The 20975-nt window shown below is 63.9% G+C and carries 23 protein-coding genes; 7 read left to right on the plus strand and 16 right to left on the minus strand.

Going from position 1 to position 20975, the window contains the following annotated elements:
• Positions 1–152 precede the first annotated feature (152 nt).
• Entirely contained in the window at positions 153–725 is a 573-nt protein-coding gene (locus ACMC5O_RS10745) for a TetR/AcrR family transcriptional regulator (protein ID WP_426692834.1), read from the minus strand.
• 73 nt (positions 726–798) lie between these two features.
• On the opposite strand from ACMC5O_RS10745, the gene ACMC5O_RS10750 reads away from it, so the two are divergent.
• Complete coding sequence (locus ACMC5O_RS10750; protein WP_187708795.1) at positions 799–1269, plus strand: ester cyclase; 471 nt, start codon at positions 799–801, stop codon at positions 1267–1269.
• Positions 1270–1365: 96 nt separating this feature from the next.
• Here the strand turns inward: ACMC5O_RS10750 and ACMC5O_RS10755 are convergent, their stop codons facing one another.
• The 5 genes from ACMC5O_RS10755 to ACMC5O_RS10775 all read right to left on the minus strand — a co-directional run bounded on the left by ACMC5O_RS10755 (position 1366) and on the right by ACMC5O_RS10775 (position 4700).
• Positions 1366–1626: a hypothetical protein gene (locus tag ACMC5O_RS10755; RefSeq protein WP_187708794.1), complete on the minus strand. Its 261-nt coding sequence runs from the start codon at positions 1624–1626 to the stop codon at positions 1366–1368.
• A 333-nt stretch (positions 1627–1959) separates the two neighbouring features.
• Positions 1960–2130, minus strand: a complete 171-nt coding sequence (locus ACMC5O_RS10760; RefSeq protein ID WP_426692835.1) for a hypothetical protein — start codon at positions 2128–2130, stop codon at positions 1960–1962.
• 299 nt (positions 2131–2429) lie between these two features.
• Positions 2430–2747, minus strand: a complete 318-nt coding sequence (locus ACMC5O_RS10765) for a 2Fe-2S iron-sulfur cluster-binding protein (RefSeq protein ID WP_187708793.1) — start codon at positions 2745–2747, stop codon at positions 2430–2432.
• Between the two features lies 1 nt (position 2748).
• Positions 2749–3909, minus strand: coding sequence for an acetyl-CoA C-acetyltransferase (locus ACMC5O_RS10770; protein WP_426692836.1), 1161 nt, complete (start codon positions 3907–3909; stop codon positions 2749–2751).
• Between the two features lie 8 nt (positions 3910–3917).
• Entirely contained in the window at positions 3918–4700 is a 783-nt protein-coding gene (locus tag ACMC5O_RS10775) for an alpha/beta fold hydrolase (RefSeq protein ID WP_187708792.1), read from the minus strand.
• A gap of 127 nt (positions 4701–4827) precedes the next feature.
• Here ACMC5O_RS10775 and ACMC5O_RS10780 point away from each other — a divergent pair, with 127 nt between their 5' ends.
• Both ACMC5O_RS10780 and ACMC5O_RS10785 read left to right on the plus strand, forming a co-directional pair.
• Positions 4828–5775: an RcnB family protein gene (locus ACMC5O_RS10780; RefSeq protein ID WP_246444281.1), complete on the plus strand. Its 948-nt coding sequence runs from the start codon at positions 4828–4830 to the stop codon at positions 5773–5775.
• Between the two features lie 89 nt (positions 5776–5864).
• Positions 5865–7715 carry a DUF885 domain-containing protein gene (locus tag ACMC5O_RS10785; protein ID WP_426692837.1) on the plus strand — a complete coding sequence of 617 codons (1851 nt, stop codon included), beginning with the start codon at positions 5865–5867 and terminating at the stop codon, positions 7713–7715.
• Here the strand turns inward: ACMC5O_RS10785 and ACMC5O_RS10790 are convergent.
• Entirely contained in the window at positions 7708–8181 is a 474-nt protein-coding gene (locus ACMC5O_RS10790; protein ID WP_187708791.1) for an Lrp/AsnC family transcriptional regulator, read from the minus strand. The two genes, ACMC5O_RS10785 and ACMC5O_RS10790, sit on opposite strands and share 8 nt — an antisense overlap.
• 146 nt (positions 8182–8327) lie before the next feature.
• Here ACMC5O_RS10790 and ACMC5O_RS10795 point away from each other — a divergent pair, with 146 nt between their 5' ends.
• Together ACMC5O_RS10795 and ACMC5O_RS10800 are read left to right on the plus strand one after the other, a co-directional pair.
• Positions 8328–9368 carry a S41 family peptidase gene (locus ACMC5O_RS10795; RefSeq protein WP_426692838.1) on the plus strand — a complete coding sequence of 347 codons (1041 nt, stop codon included), beginning with the start codon at positions 8328–8330 and terminating at the stop codon, positions 9366–9368.
• Positions 9369–9469: 101 nt separating this feature from the next.
• Complete coding sequence (locus ACMC5O_RS10800; RefSeq protein WP_187708788.1) at positions 9470–9676, plus strand: hypothetical protein; 207 nt, start codon at positions 9470–9472, stop codon at positions 9674–9676.
• On the opposite strand, the gene ACMC5O_RS10805 is transcribed toward ACMC5O_RS10800, so the two are convergent.
• Positions 9673–11229, minus strand: a complete 1557-nt coding sequence (locus ACMC5O_RS10805; protein WP_246444278.1) for a lysine--tRNA ligase — start codon at positions 11227–11229, stop codon at positions 9673–9675. The genes ACMC5O_RS10800 and ACMC5O_RS10805 overlap by 4 nt on opposite strands.
• Positions 11230–11299: 70 nt before the next feature.
• On the opposite strand from ACMC5O_RS10805, the gene ACMC5O_RS10810 reads away from it, so the two are divergent.
• Both ACMC5O_RS10810 and ACMC5O_RS10815 read left to right on the plus strand, forming a co-directional pair.
• Complete coding sequence (locus ACMC5O_RS10810) at positions 11300–14005, plus strand: ATP-dependent DNA helicase (RefSeq protein WP_426692839.1); 2706 nt, start codon at positions 11300–11302, stop codon at positions 14003–14005.
• Complete coding sequence (locus ACMC5O_RS10815; RefSeq protein ID WP_187708786.1) at positions 14002–14511, plus strand: SixA phosphatase family protein; 510 nt, start codon at positions 14002–14004, stop codon at positions 14509–14511. Before ACMC5O_RS10810 ends, ACMC5O_RS10815 begins: the two co-directional genes overlap by 4 nt.
• On the opposite strand, the gene ACMC5O_RS10820 is transcribed toward ACMC5O_RS10815, so the two are convergent.
• The 8 genes from ACMC5O_RS10820 to ACMC5O_RS10855 form a co-directional block, all read right to left on the minus strand.
• On the minus strand, positions 14508–14891 hold the full coding sequence (locus ACMC5O_RS10820) for a MerR family transcriptional regulator (RefSeq protein ID WP_187708785.1): 384 nt from the start codon (positions 14889–14891) through the stop codon (positions 14508–14510). The two genes, ACMC5O_RS10815 and ACMC5O_RS10820, sit on opposite strands and share 4 nt — an antisense overlap.
• Before the next feature lie 8 nt (positions 14892–14899).
• A complete protein-coding gene (locus ACMC5O_RS10825; protein ID WP_187709805.1) occupies positions 14900–15193 on the minus strand; it encodes an integration host factor subunit alpha in 294 nt (97 codons plus the stop codon).
• Between the two features lie 146 nt (positions 15194–15339).
• The gene (locus tag ACMC5O_RS10830; protein WP_426692840.1) at positions 15340–16299 is read right to left on the minus strand and encodes a beta-ketoacyl-ACP synthase III; all 960 of its coding nucleotides are present in this window, start codon (positions 16297–16299) and stop codon (positions 15340–15342) included.
• Entirely contained in the window at positions 16296–17342 is a 1047-nt protein-coding gene (gene plsX, locus ACMC5O_RS10835) for a phosphate acyltransferase PlsX (RefSeq protein WP_187708783.1), read from the minus strand. Before plsX ends, ACMC5O_RS10830 begins: the two co-directional genes overlap by 4 nt.
• Positions 17343–17371: 29 nt before the next feature.
• A complete protein-coding gene (gene rpmF / locus ACMC5O_RS10840; RefSeq protein WP_187708782.1) occupies positions 17372–17551 on the minus strand; it encodes a 50S ribosomal protein L32 in 180 nt (59 codons plus the stop codon).
• A gap of 145 nt (positions 17552–17696) precedes the next feature.
• Positions 17697–18356 carry a hypothetical protein gene (locus ACMC5O_RS10845; protein WP_426692841.1) on the minus strand — a complete coding sequence of 220 codons (660 nt, stop codon included), beginning with the start codon at positions 18354–18356 and terminating at the stop codon, positions 17697–17699.
• Positions 18357–18370: 14 nt separating this feature from the next.
• A complete protein-coding gene (locus ACMC5O_RS10850) occupies positions 18371–19036 on the minus strand; it encodes an MBL fold metallo-hydrolase (protein WP_187708781.1) in 666 nt (221 codons plus the stop codon).
• Complete coding sequence (locus ACMC5O_RS10855) at positions 19033–20949, minus strand: S9 family peptidase (RefSeq protein ID WP_187708780.1); 1917 nt, start codon at positions 20947–20949, stop codon at positions 19033–19035. The genes ACMC5O_RS10850 and ACMC5O_RS10855 overlap by 4 nt, the downstream gene beginning before the upstream one ends.
• Positions 20950–20975 lie beyond the last annotated feature (26 nt).

Consider the following 20975-nt stretch of genomic DNA (forward strand, 5'->3'; position numbering starts at 1 on the left):
ACGTTCGCCAAGTTCGCTCCTTAACGCGCGCGAGCGAGCCCGTGCGGCATCTGCTGGGCGGAGGTTCGAACTCGGGTTCAGGCAACGGAGCGACATGGCCGCAGCATGGCACAACAGGCCTCGCGTAGGACAGCGCAATGTCCGCAAACAGGTCAACCCACCGGCCTAGACAGCATGGCAAGGAGGTCACCGAGGCCAGCTTTCAGATCCTGCCTAACGGCCTTTCCGTTACCGGTTCGTCCTGCGGTTCCTTCGCTCCTCTTCCATGCTCCCAGGGCAAGGCCGGCCCCATTGAGATAAGCCCCGAGCACGCGAGCGCGCCTCAAGGCCTCCTGTTCGCTGCACCCCATCGCCTGGAAATAGGATACGAAGGCCATCGCGGCCGCCTTCGCGTTCGGCCCTCGCCAGACACGAGTAGCGACGAGGATGAATGCGTCCGGGTGTCGTACGGCGAGCGTCAGATAGGCCGAAGCAGCGGCCGCGATATCGCCCGGAAGCGGAGCCGCAGGAAGCACTGAAGCGAGCAGCTGGTCCACGACGCCGTCGAGCAGATCGTCCATGCTGGCGACATGGTTGTAGAGCGACATCGCCTTGCAGCCGAGGCGGGCGGCCAGCTGCCGCGCGCTCAGCCCGTCGAGACCTTCCGAGTCGATCAACTCCAACGCAGCTTCAATGATCCGATCTCGGTTGAGCGCGCCTCTCGGCACACGCGGGGGTTCTGGCATGTTGACAAACATACAACGTAAGTTTATCGGGTCAAGTGTCACGTACGATGTACGTTGAAAAAGGAACGATCCAATGAAATCTCGAATCTTTCGTGCCGCCCTGCTGTTCGCCTGTGTCGCGTATGCCTCGCCGGCATTGGCGGACATCGCCGCCGACAAAATCACGGCTTCGCGGGTCTTGCTCGAGAAAATGGGGCGAGGCGACTTCAGCAAGCTCGACGAAATCTACGGGCCGGGTTTCGTCGCGCATGCCGGCGGCAAGGATTATTCGCTCGAAGAGGACAATCGGTCCGGCCAGGCGATCCGGGCGGCGGTGCCGAACCTGCAGGTGATGGTCGATCACCTCATTGGAGAAGATGATCTCGTCGCGGTTCGCTGGCGCGCCAAGGGTACGAACTCGGTTGCGGCGGCAGGTATGCCTGGCAAGGGCGCAACGATGGAGGTCGAGGGAGTGACGATCTTCCGTTTCAGGGATGGGCGCATCGTCGAGGAATGGAGCCTGACTGATCGCCTTGCGATGATGAATCAGCTGGCGGCGAATTGAATTTCACCAAGCTTCGGTGAAACCAGATTTGGGCGGGCGCGAATGTCCGTTTTCGGCAGAGAGCGTACGGAAGCGGTCTGGTGAGCCGGCGCCAACCTACGCGCCGCTTGCCCCTTGAATCAGATCCATGAAATTCCGCGCTGCCTCACGATCTGCGTCGGTCTCGAATACGACGTCCAGGTCGGGCGCCGACCCCAGTGTCTGCAGCAGCGCCCAAAGGGCAAACCGCTCACCTCGGTCCCTGGTCAGACCGAGGTCGACCTGCATGTGTTCGATGCCGGCGTCGAGAGCTTCCGGTGGGACTGCCGCCAGATCTGAAGTGCCAAAGTATCGGTGGAACTGATCATCGAGGTTCATCGATCTCATCTGATCCAGGACGGGCGGGCCGGCAAGTGGCAGCAGTAGCTCTTGCGACCCCGATGTCGAAGCAAAGCCAGGAGCGGAGTGAGCGAACCGAATGTCTTCTTTGGGTGGAAAGCGGACACTCGACGTGGGCCCAAACCCATACGCGGATTGTTGATTACCTATGTCAGACCCAAAAAAGCGCGCTGAGCGGCGAAAGCAGCACACAGCAGAGATCGAGGCGAGCCAAGACGACCTGCGGAAAAGCATTGCTGAGACTGAGCGTCTTGTGGGAGAATCCGACGAAATGCTGCGCCGTCACCGCAGAGAATGCGAGGAAGATGACGCCTAGGTCACCGATCCTACGGTCTGCCCGTCCTTAAGGACGTCGCACACCGGGCAGTCTTCGCTATCGGCGGCTCTTTGCACCGCGTCCCTGTCAGACGCCGCAAGGACGTCTTTCTTCTTGACGACCGCACCTCCTGGCCCAGTCAACTTGTTGATCCGATACAATTTCACGATGCCCGTCCCCGAGTCCCAGCGGCCCGGATCCAAGCACCAATGCTGGGTCACAGCAATCTCTAATGTCCGCTTTGGGTCGAGGCACTAGCAGCGTGTCTGGAAGTCCCGGATGGAGCGGCCCAGCCCCAGGTGGGCTCGGCTCTCTTACGGGTGGTGGTGAGGGGAGGAGAGCCGAGCCTGGGGATGAGGCATTGTCTCGCCGTTGTTTGCTAGACCGAAAGCGATGCCTCAATCGCCGGATACATTGGAATTATGACAGGCCGAATAAGGAGTTATCCGTAGGGGAAGTCCCTATGTCAGTCCTCGGGGGCGACCGTCACGCAGAGGCCTTCCAGCTCATCCGTCACCTTGATCTGGCAGGACAGGCGGCTGTTCGGTTCGCGCCAGTCGGAGAAGGCGAGGATGGTTTCCTCGTCCGACTGGATCGGCGGAAGGCGGTGGAACCAGTCGTCCGCGACATAGACGTGGCAGGTGCCGCAGCTTGCGCAGCCGCCGCACAGCCCAAGGATCTCGTCCATTCCGCCGCGCTTGAGATTGTCCTTGAGCGATTGGCCGGATTTCGCGTGGACCTCGCGTGTTTCGCCTCCGCGCGTCGTGGCCCAGACCGTCGGCACGTCAGCCCAGCGCCTCCACGATGGTGACGTTGGCGATGCCGCCGCCTTCGCACATCGTTTGCAGGCCGAAGCGCTTACCGTGAAGGCGGAGCGCGTGGACGAGCGTCGCCATCAGCTTCGCTCCGGACGCGCCGAGCGGATGGCCGAGGGCGATGGAGCCGCCGTGCACGTTGAGGCGCGACGGGTCGGCTTGGAGCTGCTGAAGCCAGGCCAGCGGAACCGGCGCGAACGCCTCGTTGACTTCGTACAGGTCGAGCTCGTCCATTGACCGGCCCGACCGTTCCAGCGCGACGCGCGTGGCGCGGATCGGCTCGTCGAGCATGATCACGGGGTCGCCGGCGGTGACCGTCAGATGATCGATTCGGGCGATCGGCGCCAGGTTGTGCGCTTTCAGGGCGCGCTCGTTGACGATCAGGACCCCCGACGCGCCGTCGCAGATCTGCGAGGCATTGCCGGCAGTGATCACGCCGTCGGGAACCAGGGTCTTCAGGCCGCCGAGACCTTCCAGCGATGCGTCGTAGCGAATGCCCTCGTCGGTGCGGTGCGTGTCGCCGTTGACGGGCAGTGGCACAATCTCCGCCTCGAATGCACCGGCTTGCGTCGCGGCGGCAGCCTTGCGGTGACTTTCGAGCGCAAACGCATCAAGGTCGCCGCGCGAGAAGCCGTACTTCTTCGCCATCATCTCCGCGCCGCGGAACTGGGTGAAGTCGTTGACGCCGTAGCGATCCTTGATCGACTGCGGCCAGGGACCGATGCCGATGCCCGCCTGCATCGGCAGGATGATCGGGGTTCCCATCGGCACCCGCGTCATGCTCTCGACGCCCGCGGCTATGACCATGTCCTGCGTTCCGCTCATCACAGCCTGGGCAGCGAAGTGGACCGACTGCTGCGAGCTTCCGCACTGGCGATCAATCGACACGGCTGGAACGCTGTCGGGAAGCTTGGAGGCCATCACCACGTTGCGGCCGATGTGAAAGGCCTGCTCGCCCACCTGGCCGACGCAACCGACGATCACGTCGTCGATGGCCGCGGGATCGATACCGGTCCGTTCGACCAGGGCGTTGAGAACGGCGGCGCCGAGGTCCGCCGGATGCCAGTCCTTCAGAGCGCCTTCGCGCTTGCCGCCCGCGGTCCGCGCTGCATCGATGATATAGGCTTCCATTGCGGCCCTCAGTACGCTTCGGCCTCGACGGCGGAAAGGAAGTCGTCGATGGCCGCATTGAATTCGGCGGGCTTGTCGAGGTTGGCGAGGTGCGAGGCGCCCGCGATCACTTCCAGCCGCGAGCCGGGGATGAGCGCGTGAAGCTCTTCGGACAGGGCCGGCGGGGTGATGGCGTCCTCGTCACCGACGATGATCAGCGTGGGGACGGCGATGGAGGCCGCGCGGACGCGCTGGTCGGCGAGCCAGACGGCCTCGGCGCCGATCCGGTAGGCCGCGGGATCGATCCGGGCCATTGTGTCGATGACGTCCCCGCGAAGGTCCCTTTCTTCGGACGCGAGGAGCGCGCCGACGCGAGCCTCGGCGAGCCCGCGGATGTCACTGCTGGCCGCGATGGAACGGTTGTAGATGGCCTGACCGTCCGGGTGCACCGCGAAGCTGTCGGCGATAATCAGCGAAGCGCTTCGATCGGGTACGGCGGCGTTCAATGCAATGGCGACGACACCGCCGAGCGAGAGTCCGCAGACATGCGCCTTTTCTACTCCGAGCGCATCCATCGCGACAAGGACTGCGGCTGCAAAATCGTCCCGCGTCGCGCCTTCGACGAACGCGCTTTCACCGTAGCCGGGATAGTCGAACGCGAGCGCTCGCCGTGACCGGGCGAAATGCTCGAGCTGCGGGCGCCAGACGGACTTGTCAGAGCCCACGCCGTGCAGGAAAATGATTGGCGTACGGCCGTCGCCGCCCTGCTCGACGAAGCCAACCTTGCCTCGTGAAGTTTCGATCGCTGCCATCGCGTTCGCGTGAACGGCGGCGCCGCGGTTTGCAAGATTACGATTCGCTTGCGGAACGGTTCACGCTCCGCTCATCTGCAAAGGCGCACGGATCGCCGTAGAAACCGACAGTGCCGAGGTAGTGGCCATGCGTGACTTCCTTATCCTGATGCTCCTGGCCAGTGCGGCCTCGCCAGCGCTCGCGGCGCCCGACAATGACGGCACTCCCAATCGCCGGGCCAATCGTTCGGAGCGCGCGCAGTCCGACAATGATGCGCCTAGACGGGAAGCCCCCGTTGTCCGGCCACAGCGAAGCTCCGAAAACGTTAGCCGGCCGGATACGGGCGGCCAGCGCGCGTTCGGCGACGGCATCACGAATACGTCCGACACTCCCCGGGCCGAGCACGTGCAGCGCGGATCGGCCGGCGACACCGTCCGCAGCTGGCGGCAGGACTCGGATAGCTCGTTCGATCAGAGAGTCCGCAAGCCGGAGGGGCGTCCGACGCTTCCGGAGCGGCCGGCGACCGAGCGAGTGCGCGAGGTCACGAACCAGGGCGACACGGTCCGCAACTGGCGCCGGGTCGAGCGCGACGGGTCGGGCAGCAATTCGTCGATCCAGGACCATGTGCGCACCGCGCCCGGCACCCGCGAAGGCGGGCTGGTCGAGCCGCGCCGCCCGCTTCCGCGAGTCCTGACCCCGACCGAGCGTCGAATCAGCCGCACTCCGGTATTCGGGACCGAGCCGCCGGAGCCGCGCGCCGCTAAAACGCTGCAGGCCAATCCCAGCAGGCGCTGGGACCACAACTGGCGGCACGATCGGCGGTACGATTGGAACGACTGGCGCCACCGGCACCGGTCGCGGTTCCACATCGGCTTCTATTACGATCCGTTCGGCTGGGATTACTTCCGCTACGGCATCGGCTGGCGCCTGTGGCCCAGCTATTACGGCAGCAGCTTCTGGCTGAACGATCCGTCCTATTATCGCCTGCCGCCGGCGTACGGACCGTATCGCTGGATCCGCTATCACAACGACGCCGTGCTGGTGAACATCTACACCGGTAGCGTGGTCGATGTGATCTACGACTTCTTCTGGTAGACAGCAGAAGGTCATTGGACGAAGGGGCGTTGCGGCTTGGCCGCAGCGCCCCTTTTCCATCCCCGCCAGCCCGCAATGAAAGTTTCACGATGAAGCACAGTTTCCGCCTGCTCGTTCTTGGCGCATCGATCGTCGCGCTTGCAGCCTGTGCGACGGCGCCCGCTGCAGCGCCGGAGCCGATCGCTTCGGCCGCCGGGCCTGCTGCGCCGCCGGTTGCGGAGAAGAGCGCCCACGATCGGCTGTTCGAACTCTTCAAGGCGAGCGACGAGGCCTATCTCAAGCGCAATCCGGTGCAGGCCCTCTTCCGCGGGGACCTTCGCTACGCGGACCGGCTCGGCGACAACATCACAGACGAATATTATGCGGGCGAAAAGGCGGCTGCAGAGGCAGACCTCGCCGCGCTCAAGGCAATCCCCCGCGACCATCTCGATGCGACCGACCAGCTCGCCTACGACACGTTCGATTATACGACCAAGGACGAGCTGCGCGCGTACCAGCCGGACATACTGAACTTCACCAAAGTCCGGCCCATGAACCACTTCTACGGCCTGCACACCTTCTATCCGACCTTCGCCAGCGGGAAGGGTGGTGCGCCGTTCAACACGCTCGAGGACTATGAAAACAACCTCAAGCGTCACAAGGATTTCGTCACCTATATCGACCGCGCCATCGGTCGGTTCCGGGAAGGCGAGCAGGCGGGGGTCGTCGAGACCAAGCTGACCGTCCGCAACATGATCGAGCAGCTCAACGAGCAGCTGAAGATGAAGCCGGAGGACTCGCCCTATTACGGACCGGTCAAGCAATTCCCGGAGGCGATCAGCGCGGCGGATCGCGCGCGGCTGACGAAGGAGTATCGCGCGGCGATCACCGACGAGCTCTTTCCCGTCCTCACCCGCCTGCGCGACTTCCTGAAGAACGAATATCTCGGCAATGCCCGGGAGGGCGTCGGCCTCATGTACATGAAGGGCGGCGACAATCTGTACCGCTACGAGGTCCAGTCGACGACGACGCTCCCGATGACTCCCGAGCAGATTCATGAGCTCGGCCTGAAAGAGGTAGAGCGGATCACGGCGGAGATGGAGAAGGTCCGGCAGGAGGTCGGCTTCAAGGGCACTCTCCACCAGTTCTTCGAACACATGCGCTCGGCGAAGCAGTTCCAGCCGAAGAGCCGGGATTCGCTGACCCAGGACTATTACCGCATCGGCAGGACGGTCGAGGCGAAGATCCCGACATATTTCTCAACGGTCCCCAAGGCGTCGCTGGTCATCAAGCCTTACGATCCGTTCCGCGAGAAGTTCGAGGCCGGCGGCTCGTACGAGCAGGGCACGCCCGACGGCTCAAGGCCCGGCACCTTCTACTTCAACGCCTATGACCTGCCGTCACGCAGCACTTGGGGCGAAACGACCCTGTTCCTTCACGAGGGCGAGCCCGGGCATCACTTTCAGATCAGCCTGGCGCAGGAGAATGAGGCGCTGCCCGCGTTCATGCGGTTCGGCGGGAACACCGCCTATGTCGAAGGCTGGGCGCTCTACGCCGAGACACTCGGCTACGACATGGGCCTGTACAGGGACCCGTACCAGCGCTTCGGAACCTTGAACGACGAGATGCTGCGCGCGATGCGGCTGGTGGTCGACACCGGGATCCATTCGAAGGGTTGGACCCGCGATCAGGCGATCAAATACATGCTCGATCATTCGGGCATGGGCCGCACCGACGCGACGGCGGAGGTCGAGCGCTACATCGCGATCCCCAGCCAGGCGACCGCCTACAAGGTTGGCGCGCTCACCATTCAGCGCCTTCGCGACAAGGCGAAGGCGGAGCTCGGCGACAGGTTCGACATCCGCGAGTTCCACGCGCAGGTGCTGAACACCGGCGCCCTTCCGCTCCAGATCCTGGAGCAGAAGATCGACCGCTGGATCGCGGCGAAGAAGTCTAGCTAGCCGGTTCGCTCAGCTCGACGAAGGGCGCGAACTTCACCTCGCGCTTGACGAAATGCGTCTCGTACCGCCGCACCGTCGGCGACGAGACGAGCAGTTCGTCCGCAGCCTCATTGAAGGCCGACATGCTCTCGCAGTCGAAGAGCGCGAGGATGTCGTGGGGTCCGGCGATCTCGTAGCAGAACTGCACGCACGGCGAGTCCAGCAGACGTTTCTCAAGCGCGTTCTTGCCCTTCAGGTCGGCGTGCTCGCTGAGTTGGATCAGGACGATCGCGCGGAGACGGCGGTCCGTGAAACGCGGCGCAAGCAGGGCAATAGTCCGGGCGATGGTGCCGTCGGCACGAAGCCGCCGAAGCCGGCGCGCGATCGCGGACGGCGACAGCGCCACCTCCGTCGCTAGCGAATCGGCGGTTCGGCCGTCGTCTCTCTGGACGAGATTCAGAAGCGCGATGTCGAAACGGTCGAGCATGGAATGCAGCCTGCCAAAATTTGGCGTGAAGTGAAGCAAATTTGCGTGCAACGAGCGCCCGGATTGCGTTACTGTATTATGTATGTAATACAGTAGTGAGTTTCACAATGCCGTTGAAGATGATCTTTCTCGCAGGAGTAGCCTGCATGTCCGCGCCGCTCCTCGCTCAGGCCGCGCCACTTCCTGCCGCGGAGACCGCGCCTGCGAAAGCGCCGTTCGTGAAGGCAGATGCCGAGGCAGCGGTGCGCGACCTCGCCAATGCGGTCGAGGAGAACTACCTCTTTCCGGAATACGGGCGGAAGTACGCGATATTCCTCCGCGCGAACCTCGCGGCCGGGAAATATTCGGACTTCGGGGACGCCGAGACCTTTGCCCGCAAGGTAACCGACGACCTTCGCGAATTTCACAAGGACGGACACCTTCGGCTCGAAGTAGCTCGTCCCGAAGAGCGCGGCACTGCCCAGGCGCCGAACGGGGGACCCGCGAACGTCAACGACGTTGCGAAGGCCGGCTGGCTGGCCCCCGGCGTTGCCTACATCGACTTCAACGGCTTCCCGGGCAGCGAGACGACATTGGCGGAGGTCCGCAAGTTCCTGGATGAGCACAAGGATGCCAAGTCGCTGATCATCGACATCCGCCACAATGGCGGCGGTGGACTGGCCGAGATGAACCTGATCTTCGCGCAGATCTACGCGAAGCCGACGACCCTCCTCGACATGGACATCCGAAGCGCAGTCGAGGCGAAATATGGATCGCCGTTCGATCCGAAGGACCCCCTGCTCCGCAGGATCGCGGGTCCCGACACCATCAACCGGCGAGAGCATCTGGCCGTCCCGGCCGCTCAGCAAAGCGGCCTCAAGGACGCCCAGGTCTATCTGCTGACCTCGAAGCGGACCTTCTCTGCCGCCGAGCATCTGTCCCTGGCGCTGAAGCGCACGCATCGCGCGACTCTGGTCGGCGAAGCGACCGGTGGAGGGGCGCATTTCGGCGGGATGGCGCCGATGGGCACGGGCTACGCCGCGTTTATCCCGGTTGGCCGTACGTTCGACCCGGACACGGGCGAAAGCTGGGAAGGCACTGGCGTGAAGCCGGACGTTGCAGTCCCTGCCGACAAGGCGCTCGACGAGGCTCTCAAGCTGGCGGGCGCCAAGGTCACCGGCAGTGCGGCACTGGCTTCGCTGCAGTGAAACACGTGGGCCGTTTGCCGATTTCTGGCAGGCGGCCCATCGAAATTGCACGAATTGCGACGGCCAGCGGGAGTAGAATGGACGGGTCGAGGAGCACATCGATGGCAAGGCAAATTCGGAACCTGCTAATGATGGCGGCTTTGTGCTGGGTCGCGCCCGTTGCTGCTCAGCAGCCTCCCGCAGAAAGCGAACCGCACCTGAGTGGCGGATGCCCTCACGCCAAGCAGGGTGCTGAAGTCGTGGTGGTGAGCGAACAGGCGCTTGGCGAGGTGCCGATCTCGGCAGGCCTCCGCGCCTTCATGCCTTAGGCCGCGACACTCTCCAAGGCTTCTGCGATCAGCTTCCGGCTATTGTCCACGCCGTAGAGCGCGATGAAGCTGCCCATGCGCGGGCCCTGGCTCGATCCGAGCAGCGTTTCGTAAAGCGCCTGAAACCAGCCGCGCAGGCTCTCGAACGGATGGCGCTTGCCGACCTCGAACACGAGATGTTGGATCGCCTCGCCTTCGGCATCGGCCGGAAGCTCCGCTAATTCCTTGTCGAGGTCGCGCAGCGCCGCTGCCTCCAGCTCGGTCGGTGACCGCCGCTTCAGCGTCGGAACAACGAAATCACGAGCGTAATTGACGGCGAGCCCGATCAGCTCGTCGAGCTCGGCATGCGTGTCCGCCGACGTGTCCGGTGCGTAGCGCTGCACGAACCGCCAGGCGGTCTCCTTGTCGTGGATGCCCGGCAGGCTGACGAGGTTAAGCAGCAGGCCGTAAGTGAGCGGCAGGCTCTGCGGCTCCGGCGCAGCGCCGTTGTGGATGTGATGGACCGGATTGCCGAGCTGCTGCTCTATCGGCTGGCTCTGATAGTTCCCGCGGAACTGCCAATATTCGTCGACCGCGCGCGGGATGAGACCGAGGTGAAGGCTCTTCGCCTTCTTCGGCTCGCGGTAAATGTAGAATGCGAGGCTCGGCTCACTGCCGTAGCGCAACCATTCCTCGAGGCTGAGCCCGTTGCCCTTCGACTTTGAGATCTTCTCTCCTTTTTCGTCGAGGAACATCTCGTAATTGAAGCCCTCCGGCGGGCGACCACCGAGGACGCGCGTGATCTTCGATGACTGGACGACGCTGTCGATCAAATCCTTGCCGGCCATCTCATAGTCGACGCCGAGCGCGACCCAGCGGGCGGCCCAATCGACCTTCCACTGAAGCTTCGCCTGTCCGCCAAGCGCCGACTGCTCGACGCGGCCTTCCTCGTCGTTGAAGGCGATGAGCCCGGCCTCGGCATCGATGACCTCGACGGGCACCTGCAGGACGCGGCCGCTCGTGGGCGATACCGGCAGGATCGGCGAATAGGTCTGCCGGCGTTCTTCGCGAAGGGTCGGGAGCATCACGCCCATCACGCCGTCCCAGTTACGAAGGACCGAGCGCAGGACTTCGTCGAACCGGCCGCTTGAATAGCATTCGGTCGCGGACAGAAATTCATAGTCGAAGCCGTAGCGGTCGAGGAAATGGCGGAGCATCGCATTATTGTGATGCGCGAAGCTCTCGTGGCTCCCGAACGGATCGGGGATTTGCGTCAGCGGCTTTCCGAGATGCTGCGTCAGCATTTCCTGCTCGGGAACATTGTCCGGGACCTTGCGCAGGCCGTCCATGTCGTCGCTGAAGGCGATCAGGCGCGTCCGCGCTCCACCAGTGAGTTCCTCATAGGCCTGGCGGACGAAGGTGGTACGCAGCACCTCGTTGAACGTGCCGATGTGCGGGAGGCCCGACGGACCGTAGCCGGTCTCGAAGACCATCGGCTCGCCGTTGGGCTTTCCATCCGGCCAGCGCTTCAGGAGCTTGCGCGCCTCTTCGTAAGGCCAGGCCTTTGAAGCCATTGCGGCTGTCCGAAGGGTCTGCGCGTCCAAATCCGTTGCTCTTCTGTTCTCTTGGCGACAAGGTCTGGGAATGGGCGCTCCTTTGCCTCTTCCCGCGCTGCACGCAACCCACGCCGGCATCTGGATCGCCAATAGCGGCGACGAATCGCGCGAGGCGAGCCGCGGAGAGGCAATCGCGCGTGCTGCCGAAACGCCCCACATCATCCTCAACGCGCCACTCGTCGGACAGCGCCTCGGCTACCCCGAATTGTCGGGACTCGACCTTCTGGAGCTGTTCGCTTTCATCCATCCGGCGCGATTCGCAGTGCCGACGGTAGCAGGCATGTGCCGCGCGGTCGGGCTGGAGCCGCCTACGGGAGAGGCGCAGGCGGCGGAGTCGTTCCGGGCCATAGCAGTCGCCTTGCTCGACGTGCTGGAACAGTCCGACTGGAAGGAACGCGAGGGCGCCTGGACGTCGAGCCAGTCGCTGGCGCGTATGGGCTGGGGCTGGGCGCCGCTGATCGCCGCCCGGCTCGAACGGCCGGAGCGCGGCGAGCGAATGCTCTTTTCGCGACTCAAGCAATGGGAGGAAACGGCTGATCGCCCGCCGCCGCGGACCGTTATGATCGATCCAGACGCGGCGCGAGACCGGCTGAAGAAGCTGACCGGATCGCGGTCCGAGCTTCGCGCCGGGCAATCGGCCATGGCCGGGGAAGCGACCAGCATCTTCGCGCCGCGACGGCAAAAAGATTCGCCGAATATGCTTCTGGCCGAGGCGGGCACCGGAATCGGCAAGACGCTCGCCTATCTGTCGCCTGCATCGCTCTGGTCGGAGGCTTCCGGCGGGACGGTGTGGGTCTCGACCTTTACCAAGGCGCTGCAGCGGCAACTCGATGCCGAGGGCCCGCGGCTATTCGAAAACGCCGAGGAGCGCGCCCGTCGGATCGTCGTCCGCAAGGGCCGCGAGAATTATCTCTGCCTGCTCAACCTCGAGGACGCGTTGCAGGGATCGTTCGCGGGTCGGGCGGCAATCCTCGCCCAGCTGGTCGGGCGTTGGGCCGCCTATTCCAAGGACGGCGACATGGTCGGCGGGGACCTGCCCGGCTGGCTGCCGAGCCTGTTTCGCCGCGCAGGCGCTACCGCACTGACCGACCGTCGCGGCGAATGCGTTTATGCGGGTTGCCCTCACTATCGGCGTTGTTTCATCGAGAAGGCTGAGCGCGCCGGTCGCGAAGCCGACATCGTGATTGCCAACCATGCGCTGGTGATGGTCAACGCCGCTCGCGCCCGCGAAGATTCGCCTCAGCGGATCATCTTCGATGAAGGCCATCACCTGTTCGATGCCGCGGATTCGACGTTCGCCGTCGCCTTCGGCGGGCAGGACGCGATCGAGATGCGGCGCTGGATCGTCGGGCCGGAAGGCCGCTCGCGGGGCCGGCGGCGTGGGCTTGCGGCGCGCCTGATGGATGTCGCCAGCTATGACGACGAAGGCGCGCAAGCGCTGGAGGCGGCCATCGACGCGGCGAAGGCATTACCGTCCGACGGCTGGCTGCAGCGGATCATCGAAGGATCGCCGTTCGGCCCCTTCGAGGCCTTGCTCGGCGAGGTGCGCGGGATGGTCTACGCACGGGCCAAGGCGCAGGACGCGGGTTACGGGATCGAGACCGAACTTGCCGAGCCGGACGGCGCGCTGGTCGCTGCGGCCGCGAAGGCGCTGGAGACGCTCGAGGCCCTTCTTAAGCCGCTGGCCGCGCTTGGCCGCCGCCTCGAAGCGGTCATCGAGGACGCACCTGACTGGCTCGATTCGCAAGCTCGTGCGCGGGTCGAGGGTGCGATCAACGGCCTTTCCTGGCGGCGCGAGATCCTTTCGGCCTGGATCGCGCTGCTGGGCCGGGTCGGCGGAGCGGCGGACCCCGAGTTCGTAGATTGGTTGGCCATCGAGCGCGCAGAAGGACGCGAGTTCGATGTGGCGATCCATCGCCGCTGGCTCGACCCAACCAAGCCGCTTGCCGGTGCGGTACTGAAGCAGGCGCATGGCGTGCTGGTCACCTCCGCGACGCTTCGGGGCGGCGATGGAAGCTGGGCTCGGGCCGAAGCACGGACCGGAGCGGCGCACCTCGAATCGAATGTCGACCGGTTCGAGGCTAACAGCCCCTTCGACTATGCCGCCTGCTCCGAAGTGCTGATCGTCACCGACGTAAAGCAGGGCGACTCGGCGGGACTTGCGGGTGCCTATGCTCGCTTGATTGAGGCGGCGGGCGGCGGGACACTTGGGCTGTTCACCGCTATCCAGCGGCTGAAGACGGTGCATTCGCGCATCGCCGACCGGCTGGCACGCACCGGCCTGCCCCTGCTCGCGCAGCACGTCGACCCCATAGATCCCGGGACTCTAGTCGACATCTTCCGCGACGATCCTCGTGCGTCGCTACTAGGAACAGATGCCCTTCGCGATGGAGTCGATGTGCCGGGCGAATCGCTTCGGCTGGTATTGATGGAGCGGGTGCCCTGGCCGCGACCAACAGTACTGCACGCGGCCCGGAGAATGGCGGGCGGCGGTAGCGCCTATGACGATGCAGTCGTCCGCGCCCGCCTCGCACAGGCATTCGGCCGATTGATTCGTCGCGAGGGTGATCGCGGGACGTTCGTGATCCTGTCGGCGGCAATGCCGTCGCGGCTCCTGTCGGCTTTCCCGCCAGGCGTGCCGATCCGCCGCGTTCCGCTCGACGAGGCGATTGCGCACGTCGCGGCGACGCGATCTGCTAGGCCGGCGACAGCGGTTCCGGAGCCCGTCAAATGAAGACGCTTTACCTTCTTCGTCACGCCAAATCGGACTGGGGCGATTCCTCGCTCAAGGATTTCGACCGACCGTTGAACGATCGGGGCTGGAAGGCTGCGAAGGCGATCGGCCACGAAATGCGCGAGCGGGAGCTTGTCCCGGACCTGGTCCTACTAAGCCCTGCCGTTCGGACGAAGGAGACCTTGGCGCGGGCGGAGGAGGGCTTCGGCGGCAAGCTCAACGCGGTCGAAGACCGGGCGATCTATCTCGCGGAGACGGAAACATTGGTCGAACTGGTACGCCGCGCGCCCGCCGACGCCGCTCGACTACTGATCGTCGGTCATAATCCCGGAATGCACGAGCTGGTTCTCGTCCTTTCGAACGGACCGAACGAGCTAAGGGAAGAAGTGGCTCACAAATTCCCAACGGGCGCGATGGCGGAAATCACCTTCGACGTCGAAGACTGGCCGGACGTGGCGTCCGGGACCGGCCGCCTTCGGAGCTTCGTTAAACCCCGCGATCTTTAGTCTTCGATCAGCGCCGCAAGATGGTGGCGGATCGCCTTCAGGCGCTCGACGTCGATGCTGCTCGCGGATGGACGCTCCATTGCAACGGCGGCATCGCCGACGGCAGCGGCGACCGGCCCAACCTGCGGCACGTCCTTGCTCCGAAGCACTTTCTGGACGCCCCGGACCGTATAGCCCTCGCTGTTCAGGAGGCGATGGATCATACGCGCAAGCTCGACGTCGGCAGGCCGGTAGTAGCGCCGGTTGCCGGCGCGCTGAAGCGGCCGCAGCTGGGGAAACTTGGTTTCCCAATAACGCAGGATGTGCTGCGCAACGCCGAGCTCGTTGGAAAGCTCGCCGATTGTCTTGAAGGCGCCCGGAGCCTTTTCGCCGGTCGCCATCCCGATTCTTACCGGGCAATCCTGTCGCGCATGATCTGGCTCGCGCGGAAGGTCATGACGCGCCGCGGAGCGATCGCAACCTCGATGCCCGTCTTCGGGTTGCGGCCGACGCGCTCGCCTTTGTCGCGAAGGATGAAGCTTCCGAAGCCGGAGATCTTCACGTTCTGACCCTCCGACAGGGCATGGCACATGTGGTGAAGCACCCGCTCGACGAGCTGCGCCGATTCGGCGCGCGATAGGCCTAGCCTATTATGGACGACGTCCGCCAAGTCGGCACGGGTCAACGTCCCGCCCAAACCCATCTCCTTGCTCATCCGTGCGATGCCGAGGTCGGCCATCTGATTCTCCCGCCCAAGACTCGCCGCATCCCCGGTTACGGCATATTACAGCTGCGTAACGGAAATCAGCCGTGTCGACAATGCGACTTTTCACTGATTTCCATTAGTTTTCAATACCTGAGGACTGCAGCCCCCCACGTGAAGCCACCCCCCATGGCTTCGAGAACAACAATATCCCCGCGCTTGATTCGTCCATCCTTCACCGCAGTGTCCAACGCAAGAGGAACCGATGCGGCCGACGTATTTGCATGCCGGTCCACCGTGACGACGACCTTCTCGCTCGGAAGGCCGAGCTTCTTCGCAGTCGCGTCGAGGATCCGCGCATTGGCCTGATGTGGCACGACCCAATCAACGTCCTCGGCCTTCAGGTCGGTCGCGGTCAGTACTTCGTTCAGCACGTCGGCGAGATTCACGACTGCGTGGCGGAAAACTTCGCGCCCCTTCATCCGGAGCTTGCCGACCGTGCCAGTCGTGGAAGGCCCGCCATCGACGAACAGCAAATCGTTGTGACGGCCATCGGCGTGTAGTTTCGTCGCCAGGATTCCGCGCTCGCCTTCCTCCGCGCGCAGGACGAGCGCCCCGGCACCATCGCCGAACAGGACGCAAGTGGTACGGTCTTCCCAGTCGAGGATCCTGCTGAATGTCTCTGCGCCAATGACGAGCGCGGTCCGACCCGTGCCCCCACGGATCATCGCGTCCGCAACGCTCACGGCATAGAGGAAGCCGGTGCAGACGGCGTGGACGTCGAAAGCAACGCAATCGTTGATTCCAAGCGCGGCCTGAACCTTGGTTGCCGACGACGGGAAGGTCTGGTCGGGGGTCGCCGTTGCTAGGACGATCAGGTCGACTTCGGCCGATTCGATCCCGGCATTCTCGAGCGCGGCGCGCGCTGCGTCGGTCGCGAGGCTCGCGGTCGTCTCGCCTTCGCCCGCAATGTAGCGGCTGCGAATGCCGGTACGCTCGACGATCCACTGGTCGGACGTGTCGACCTGCCGCGCCAGTTCTTCATTGTCGACGCGGCGCTTGGGGAGAGCGGAACCGGTTCCAATGACGACGGAACGAAGGGTCACTGGGCAGCCTCGTTGAAGGCGTGAGCCCGGAAATTGTCGAGATCGTCGCCGATCTTCCGGATGATGTCGTTGCGGACCATGCTCGCCGCGACGTTGATCGCGTTGGCGACGCCTTTCGGATTCGCGCCGCCGTGGCTTTTCACGACCAGGCCGTTGAGGCCGAGGAAGACCGCGCCGTTGTGGTTGTTCGGGTCGAGGTGGTGCTTGAGCAGGTTCAGCGCCGGCTTCGACAACGCGAACCCCGCCTTGGAGCGAAGCGAGCTCTTGAAGGCCCGGCGCAGAAGATCGGTCACGAAGCGCGCGGTGCCCTCGGCGGTCTTGAGCGCGATGTTGCCGGAGAAGCCGTCGGTTACGACCACGTCGACGTTGCCGCGCGACAATTGGTCGCCCTCGGTGAAGCCGTCGAACCGGAACGCCAGATAATCGGCATCGCGCAGCAGAGCGGCAGCCTCCTTGAGCTCGTCCGTGCCCTTTAACTCCTCGGTTCCAATGTTGAGCAGCTTCACACGCGGCTTCGAAACGCCCAGGACAGTGCGCGCATATGCCGAGCCCATCACTGCGAACTGGACGAGGTTCTGGGCGTCGCACTCGGTGTTGGCGCCAAGGTCGAGCATGACACAGTCTTGCTCGCCGAGCGTCGGCAACAAAGCGGCGAGCGCCGGCCGGTCGATGCCGGGCATGGTGCGCAGCGCAAGCTTCGACATAGCCATCAGCGCGCCGGTGTTTCCTCCGGAGACCGCGGCGTCGGCCTGCCCGTCTTTCACGGCATTGATTGCCACGCCCATCGACGTCGTCTTGGCGCGGCGGATCGCCTGGCTGGGTTTCTCTGAAGCGGCGATGGATTCGGGCGTGTGACAAACAATCACACCGCGATCGAGCTGGCCATGCTTCTTTAGCTCCGCGCGGACGATCTTCTCGTCGCCGAAGAGGGTGAATTGAAGGGCGGAATCCTTGCGGCATGCGCGGACGACGCCGGCGATGATCGCCGCCGGGCCGGTGTCGCCTCCCATTGCATCAATCGCGATCCGCGGGCCTGCGTTCATCGCCTTCAGCCCCGCGCCTCCTTTGGCCGTTAGGCTTCAGTCGAAACGATCTCGCGGCCATTATAGTGGCCGCATGCCTGGCACAGATTGTGGGGGAGCTTCAGCTCACCGCAGTTCGGGCATTCCTGAAACGTCGTGGCCTTCAGCGCGTGGTGGCTGCGGCGCATGTTGCGCTTCGAGGGCGAGGTTTTTCTCTTCGGAACGGCCATGGAGGCACCTGTCTTGGAATCTGATTACAAAAAAATTGGCGACGATCGGTGCCTCTTCAACGGGGAAGCCCCGCGGCGGCGTCCGGATCGTCGCGAACGCGGCTCCTATAACGGAAAGAGACGAGAGCGCAAGGCGGTCGGACTATTAGAACCAAGCGCGAATTGCATGGCCGCGCTCGCCCCAGAAGACGAACCACTTTCCTGCAGCCTCAACTATCCTCTTCTGTTCCTCGAGCGGGAATTCACTCGGCGGCCGCTTTGGCCGACCGAGGCCGAACATTCGCCCTAAGCCACTGGTCTGCACTCCAGTATCGACATCCGCTGTCTTCGCCACGTCGGCCGCCGCGAGCAAGTCGCGGCCATACTCGACAGCTTCCTCAGGAAATCTGTGCTCCCAAGCAGCCTCAATCAGCTGCGACGAAAGAACATCTGTGCATGCGCCAAGGAATGCACCACGGAAGCTAGTTTCATCCAATCCCTCGTATTGGCCTCCATGGCTATACAAGGGGATGCCATCGGATCTTGCCAATCGCAGGACACAGTACCCGTGGAAGTCTTTCAGTGCGGCTGCCACCTCCGCTGGCGTTTGCGCCCCGCGCGCCTGGATAATCCAGCTATCCGCATCAGGGTCGAAGCCGACACGGGGAGCTCCAACTCGCTCATGCGGGGGGATGCTGATCTCGCCGAAGCGACTGGCGTCCGAATCGATTGGTTCGCCGTCACCAAAAGATCGCGCGAGAATTTCTCGCCATTCTGCTTCGTGTCCTGGCTTTGGGCATCCTTCGACAACGAGATCCAACCCCATTGATGCTCTCCCACTCAGGCCGCCAACGCCGCATCTCCGCAGAACGGATTTGTCGCCCGCTCATGCCCGAAGGTCGACATCGGCCCGTGCCCCGGTATGAAGGCCGTCTCGCCGCCCATCGGCCAGAGCTTCTGTGTAATCGATTCGATGAGTTGCTGATGATTGCCCATCGGGAAGTCCCAGCGCCCGATCGAGCCTTTGAAGAGAACGTCGCCGACGATCGCCAGTTTCGACTCCGCGTGGTGGAAGACGACGTGGCCCGGCGTGTGGCCGGGGCAGTGACGGACGTCGAAGGTCAGCTCGCCGACCGTCGCGGTGTCGCCATCCTCGAGCCAGCGATTGGGCTCGAACGGCTTGCCGGTGATGCCCCAGCGCTTCCCGTCGTCGTCGAGACGCGAGATCCAGAAGCGGTCGGCCTCGTGCGGCCCTTCGATCGGGACGCCCAGCTCCTCGGCGAGGATTCCGGCCGACCCGCAATGGTCGATGTGGCCGTGGGTCAGCAGGATCTTCTCAATCGTCACCCCGGCCTGCTGCGCCGCCGCTTTTAGCTTAGGCAGGTCTCCGCCCGGATCCGTGAGCGTGCCGCGCATCGTCTTTGTGCACCACAACAGTGTGCAATTCTGCTGCAGCGGCGTGACCGGGATGATGGCGGCGCGAAGAGGTGGGTTCGCCTCGGTCATTTGGCGAGCAGGGTCTTTTCCCAGAACTGGAGGGTCGACCAAAACTGATAGTCCTGGTTCTCCTTCTTTGCGAACCCGTGGCCCTCATTTTCGCCGACGAGGTGCCAGACCTCGCTGCCATTGGCGCGGACCGCCTTTACAACCTGGTCTGCCTCCGACTTCGGAACGCGCGGGTCGTTGGCTCCGGTCACCACGAACAGAGGCGCCTTGATCTCGCTGACCCGTCGGAGCGGCGAGATTTCGAGCAGCTTTTTGCGCTGCTTCGGGTCACGCTCGTCGCCATATTCGACGCGGCGAAGGTCGCGGCGATAGCTTTGCGTGTTCTCCAGGAACGTCACGAAATTGGAGATGGCCACCACGCACAGCGAGCCCTTGAACCGGTCCGCATAGGCAATGGCCGAGGCGTAGCACATGTAGCCGCCATAGCTTCCGCCCGTCTCCGCCATGCGCGACGCATCGATCCTGGGATCGGCGGAAAGCCGGTCGAGGAAGGCACCGATGTCCTTCACGCTGTTCTCACGCTTGAACGGCCCGTTATCGAGGCTGACGAAGCGTTTTCCGTAGCCCGACGAGCCGCGCACGTTCGGATAGAAGATCGCGATTCCAAGCTCGTTCACGAGATAATTGTTGCGGCCGAGGAAGCCGGGTCGGCTCTGCGATTCCGGACCACCGTGGATGTTGAAAAGCAGCGGCCGCCTGCCGGGGAATTTCGCCGGGTCTGGCCGATAAAGGAAGCCCGAGACGGTTTCGCCGTCGAAGCTCTTTGCCTCGATCAGCTCAGGCTCGACGTTGATGTTCGGGTCCAGGCCGCCAGTCTCGCTTTGCGTCCAGCGCGTGACGGAAAACGTGTGCGGATCGAGGGAGTAAGCGTCGCTCGGGCTCTTTGCCGAGACCATCGAGAATCCAAGTGCTCCCCAGGGTGCGAATTCGAGATTGGAGATTTGCCCGAGCGGGAGGCTGGCGGCCTGTTGAGCGCGGCCGCTTGCCACGTCGAGCAGGAAGAGACGGCTGCTACCCGCTTCGTTGACCGTGTAGGCGATCGTCCGACCGTCCTTGCTAAACTCGAATTCCTCGACGTCCCAGAGCGACTTGGGGCTCACGGGCGTGAACTTGCCGGTCTTGGGATCGAGGCGTCCGAGTCGCAGGACGTCGCTGTTCTCGTCGGAGGTCGCCCACAGCGTTCCGTCGGGCGCGAACTCGAGGTCGCCGTAGGAAATGGCCTTCCTGTGATCGCCAATCGGCGCGAGCTTTCCGCTGGCGACGTCCAGCAGGTACGGATTGCTCTTCGTGATCGAGATGTACTCCATCACCGCCGCCTGCGCGCCGCCGGGAGCAAAGCTGTCGAAGTTCCATCCGCCGCCCTTCACCTGCGCGACCAGGCGATTGCTCTTCGGGTCGCGCGGATCGACGATGTAGAGGTCGGAATCGGTGCCGTTGCGACGGGTCGAATTATATCCAACCAGCCGGCCCTCCTTGTCCCAAGTGCCGAACTCATTGCGGCTCTTGCCGTCGGTCAAAAGCGTCAGTGTTCCCGACGCCAAGGTGTAGAGCTGGTAGAATTCGTCGCCACCCTTGTCCTTGGTCACGACCAGCACGTCACCTTTGGGAGACCAGCTTCCGCCGACGGGCTCGACCTCGAAGCTGATCTGGCGGCGCATCCCCATCGGCGCCGCGACCGTGTGGAGCTGGCTGGTATTCCCGAAGCGGGTCGCGATCAGCATTGACCGATCGGCCGCGTTCCAGCCTCCAAAGCCGGCCGTGCGGAACTCCATGTAAGGGCGAGTGCGCGCCGCAAGCTCGTCCGGGACGGCAGGTAGGCCGTCGGCAGTCAGCGCCGCGGGTTTGGGAACTTCGGCGACTGCAGCTGTCGACAACAAAGCGGCGGCGGCGAGGGCGACACGGATGGAACGCAAAATGATGCTCCCCTGATCGGATTGTT

It is taken from the genome of Sphingomonas sediminicola, from assembly GCF_049991885.1.
GTDB lineage: Bacteria > Pseudomonadota > Alphaproteobacteria > Sphingomonadales > Sphingomonadaceae > Sphingomicrobium > Sphingomicrobium sediminicola.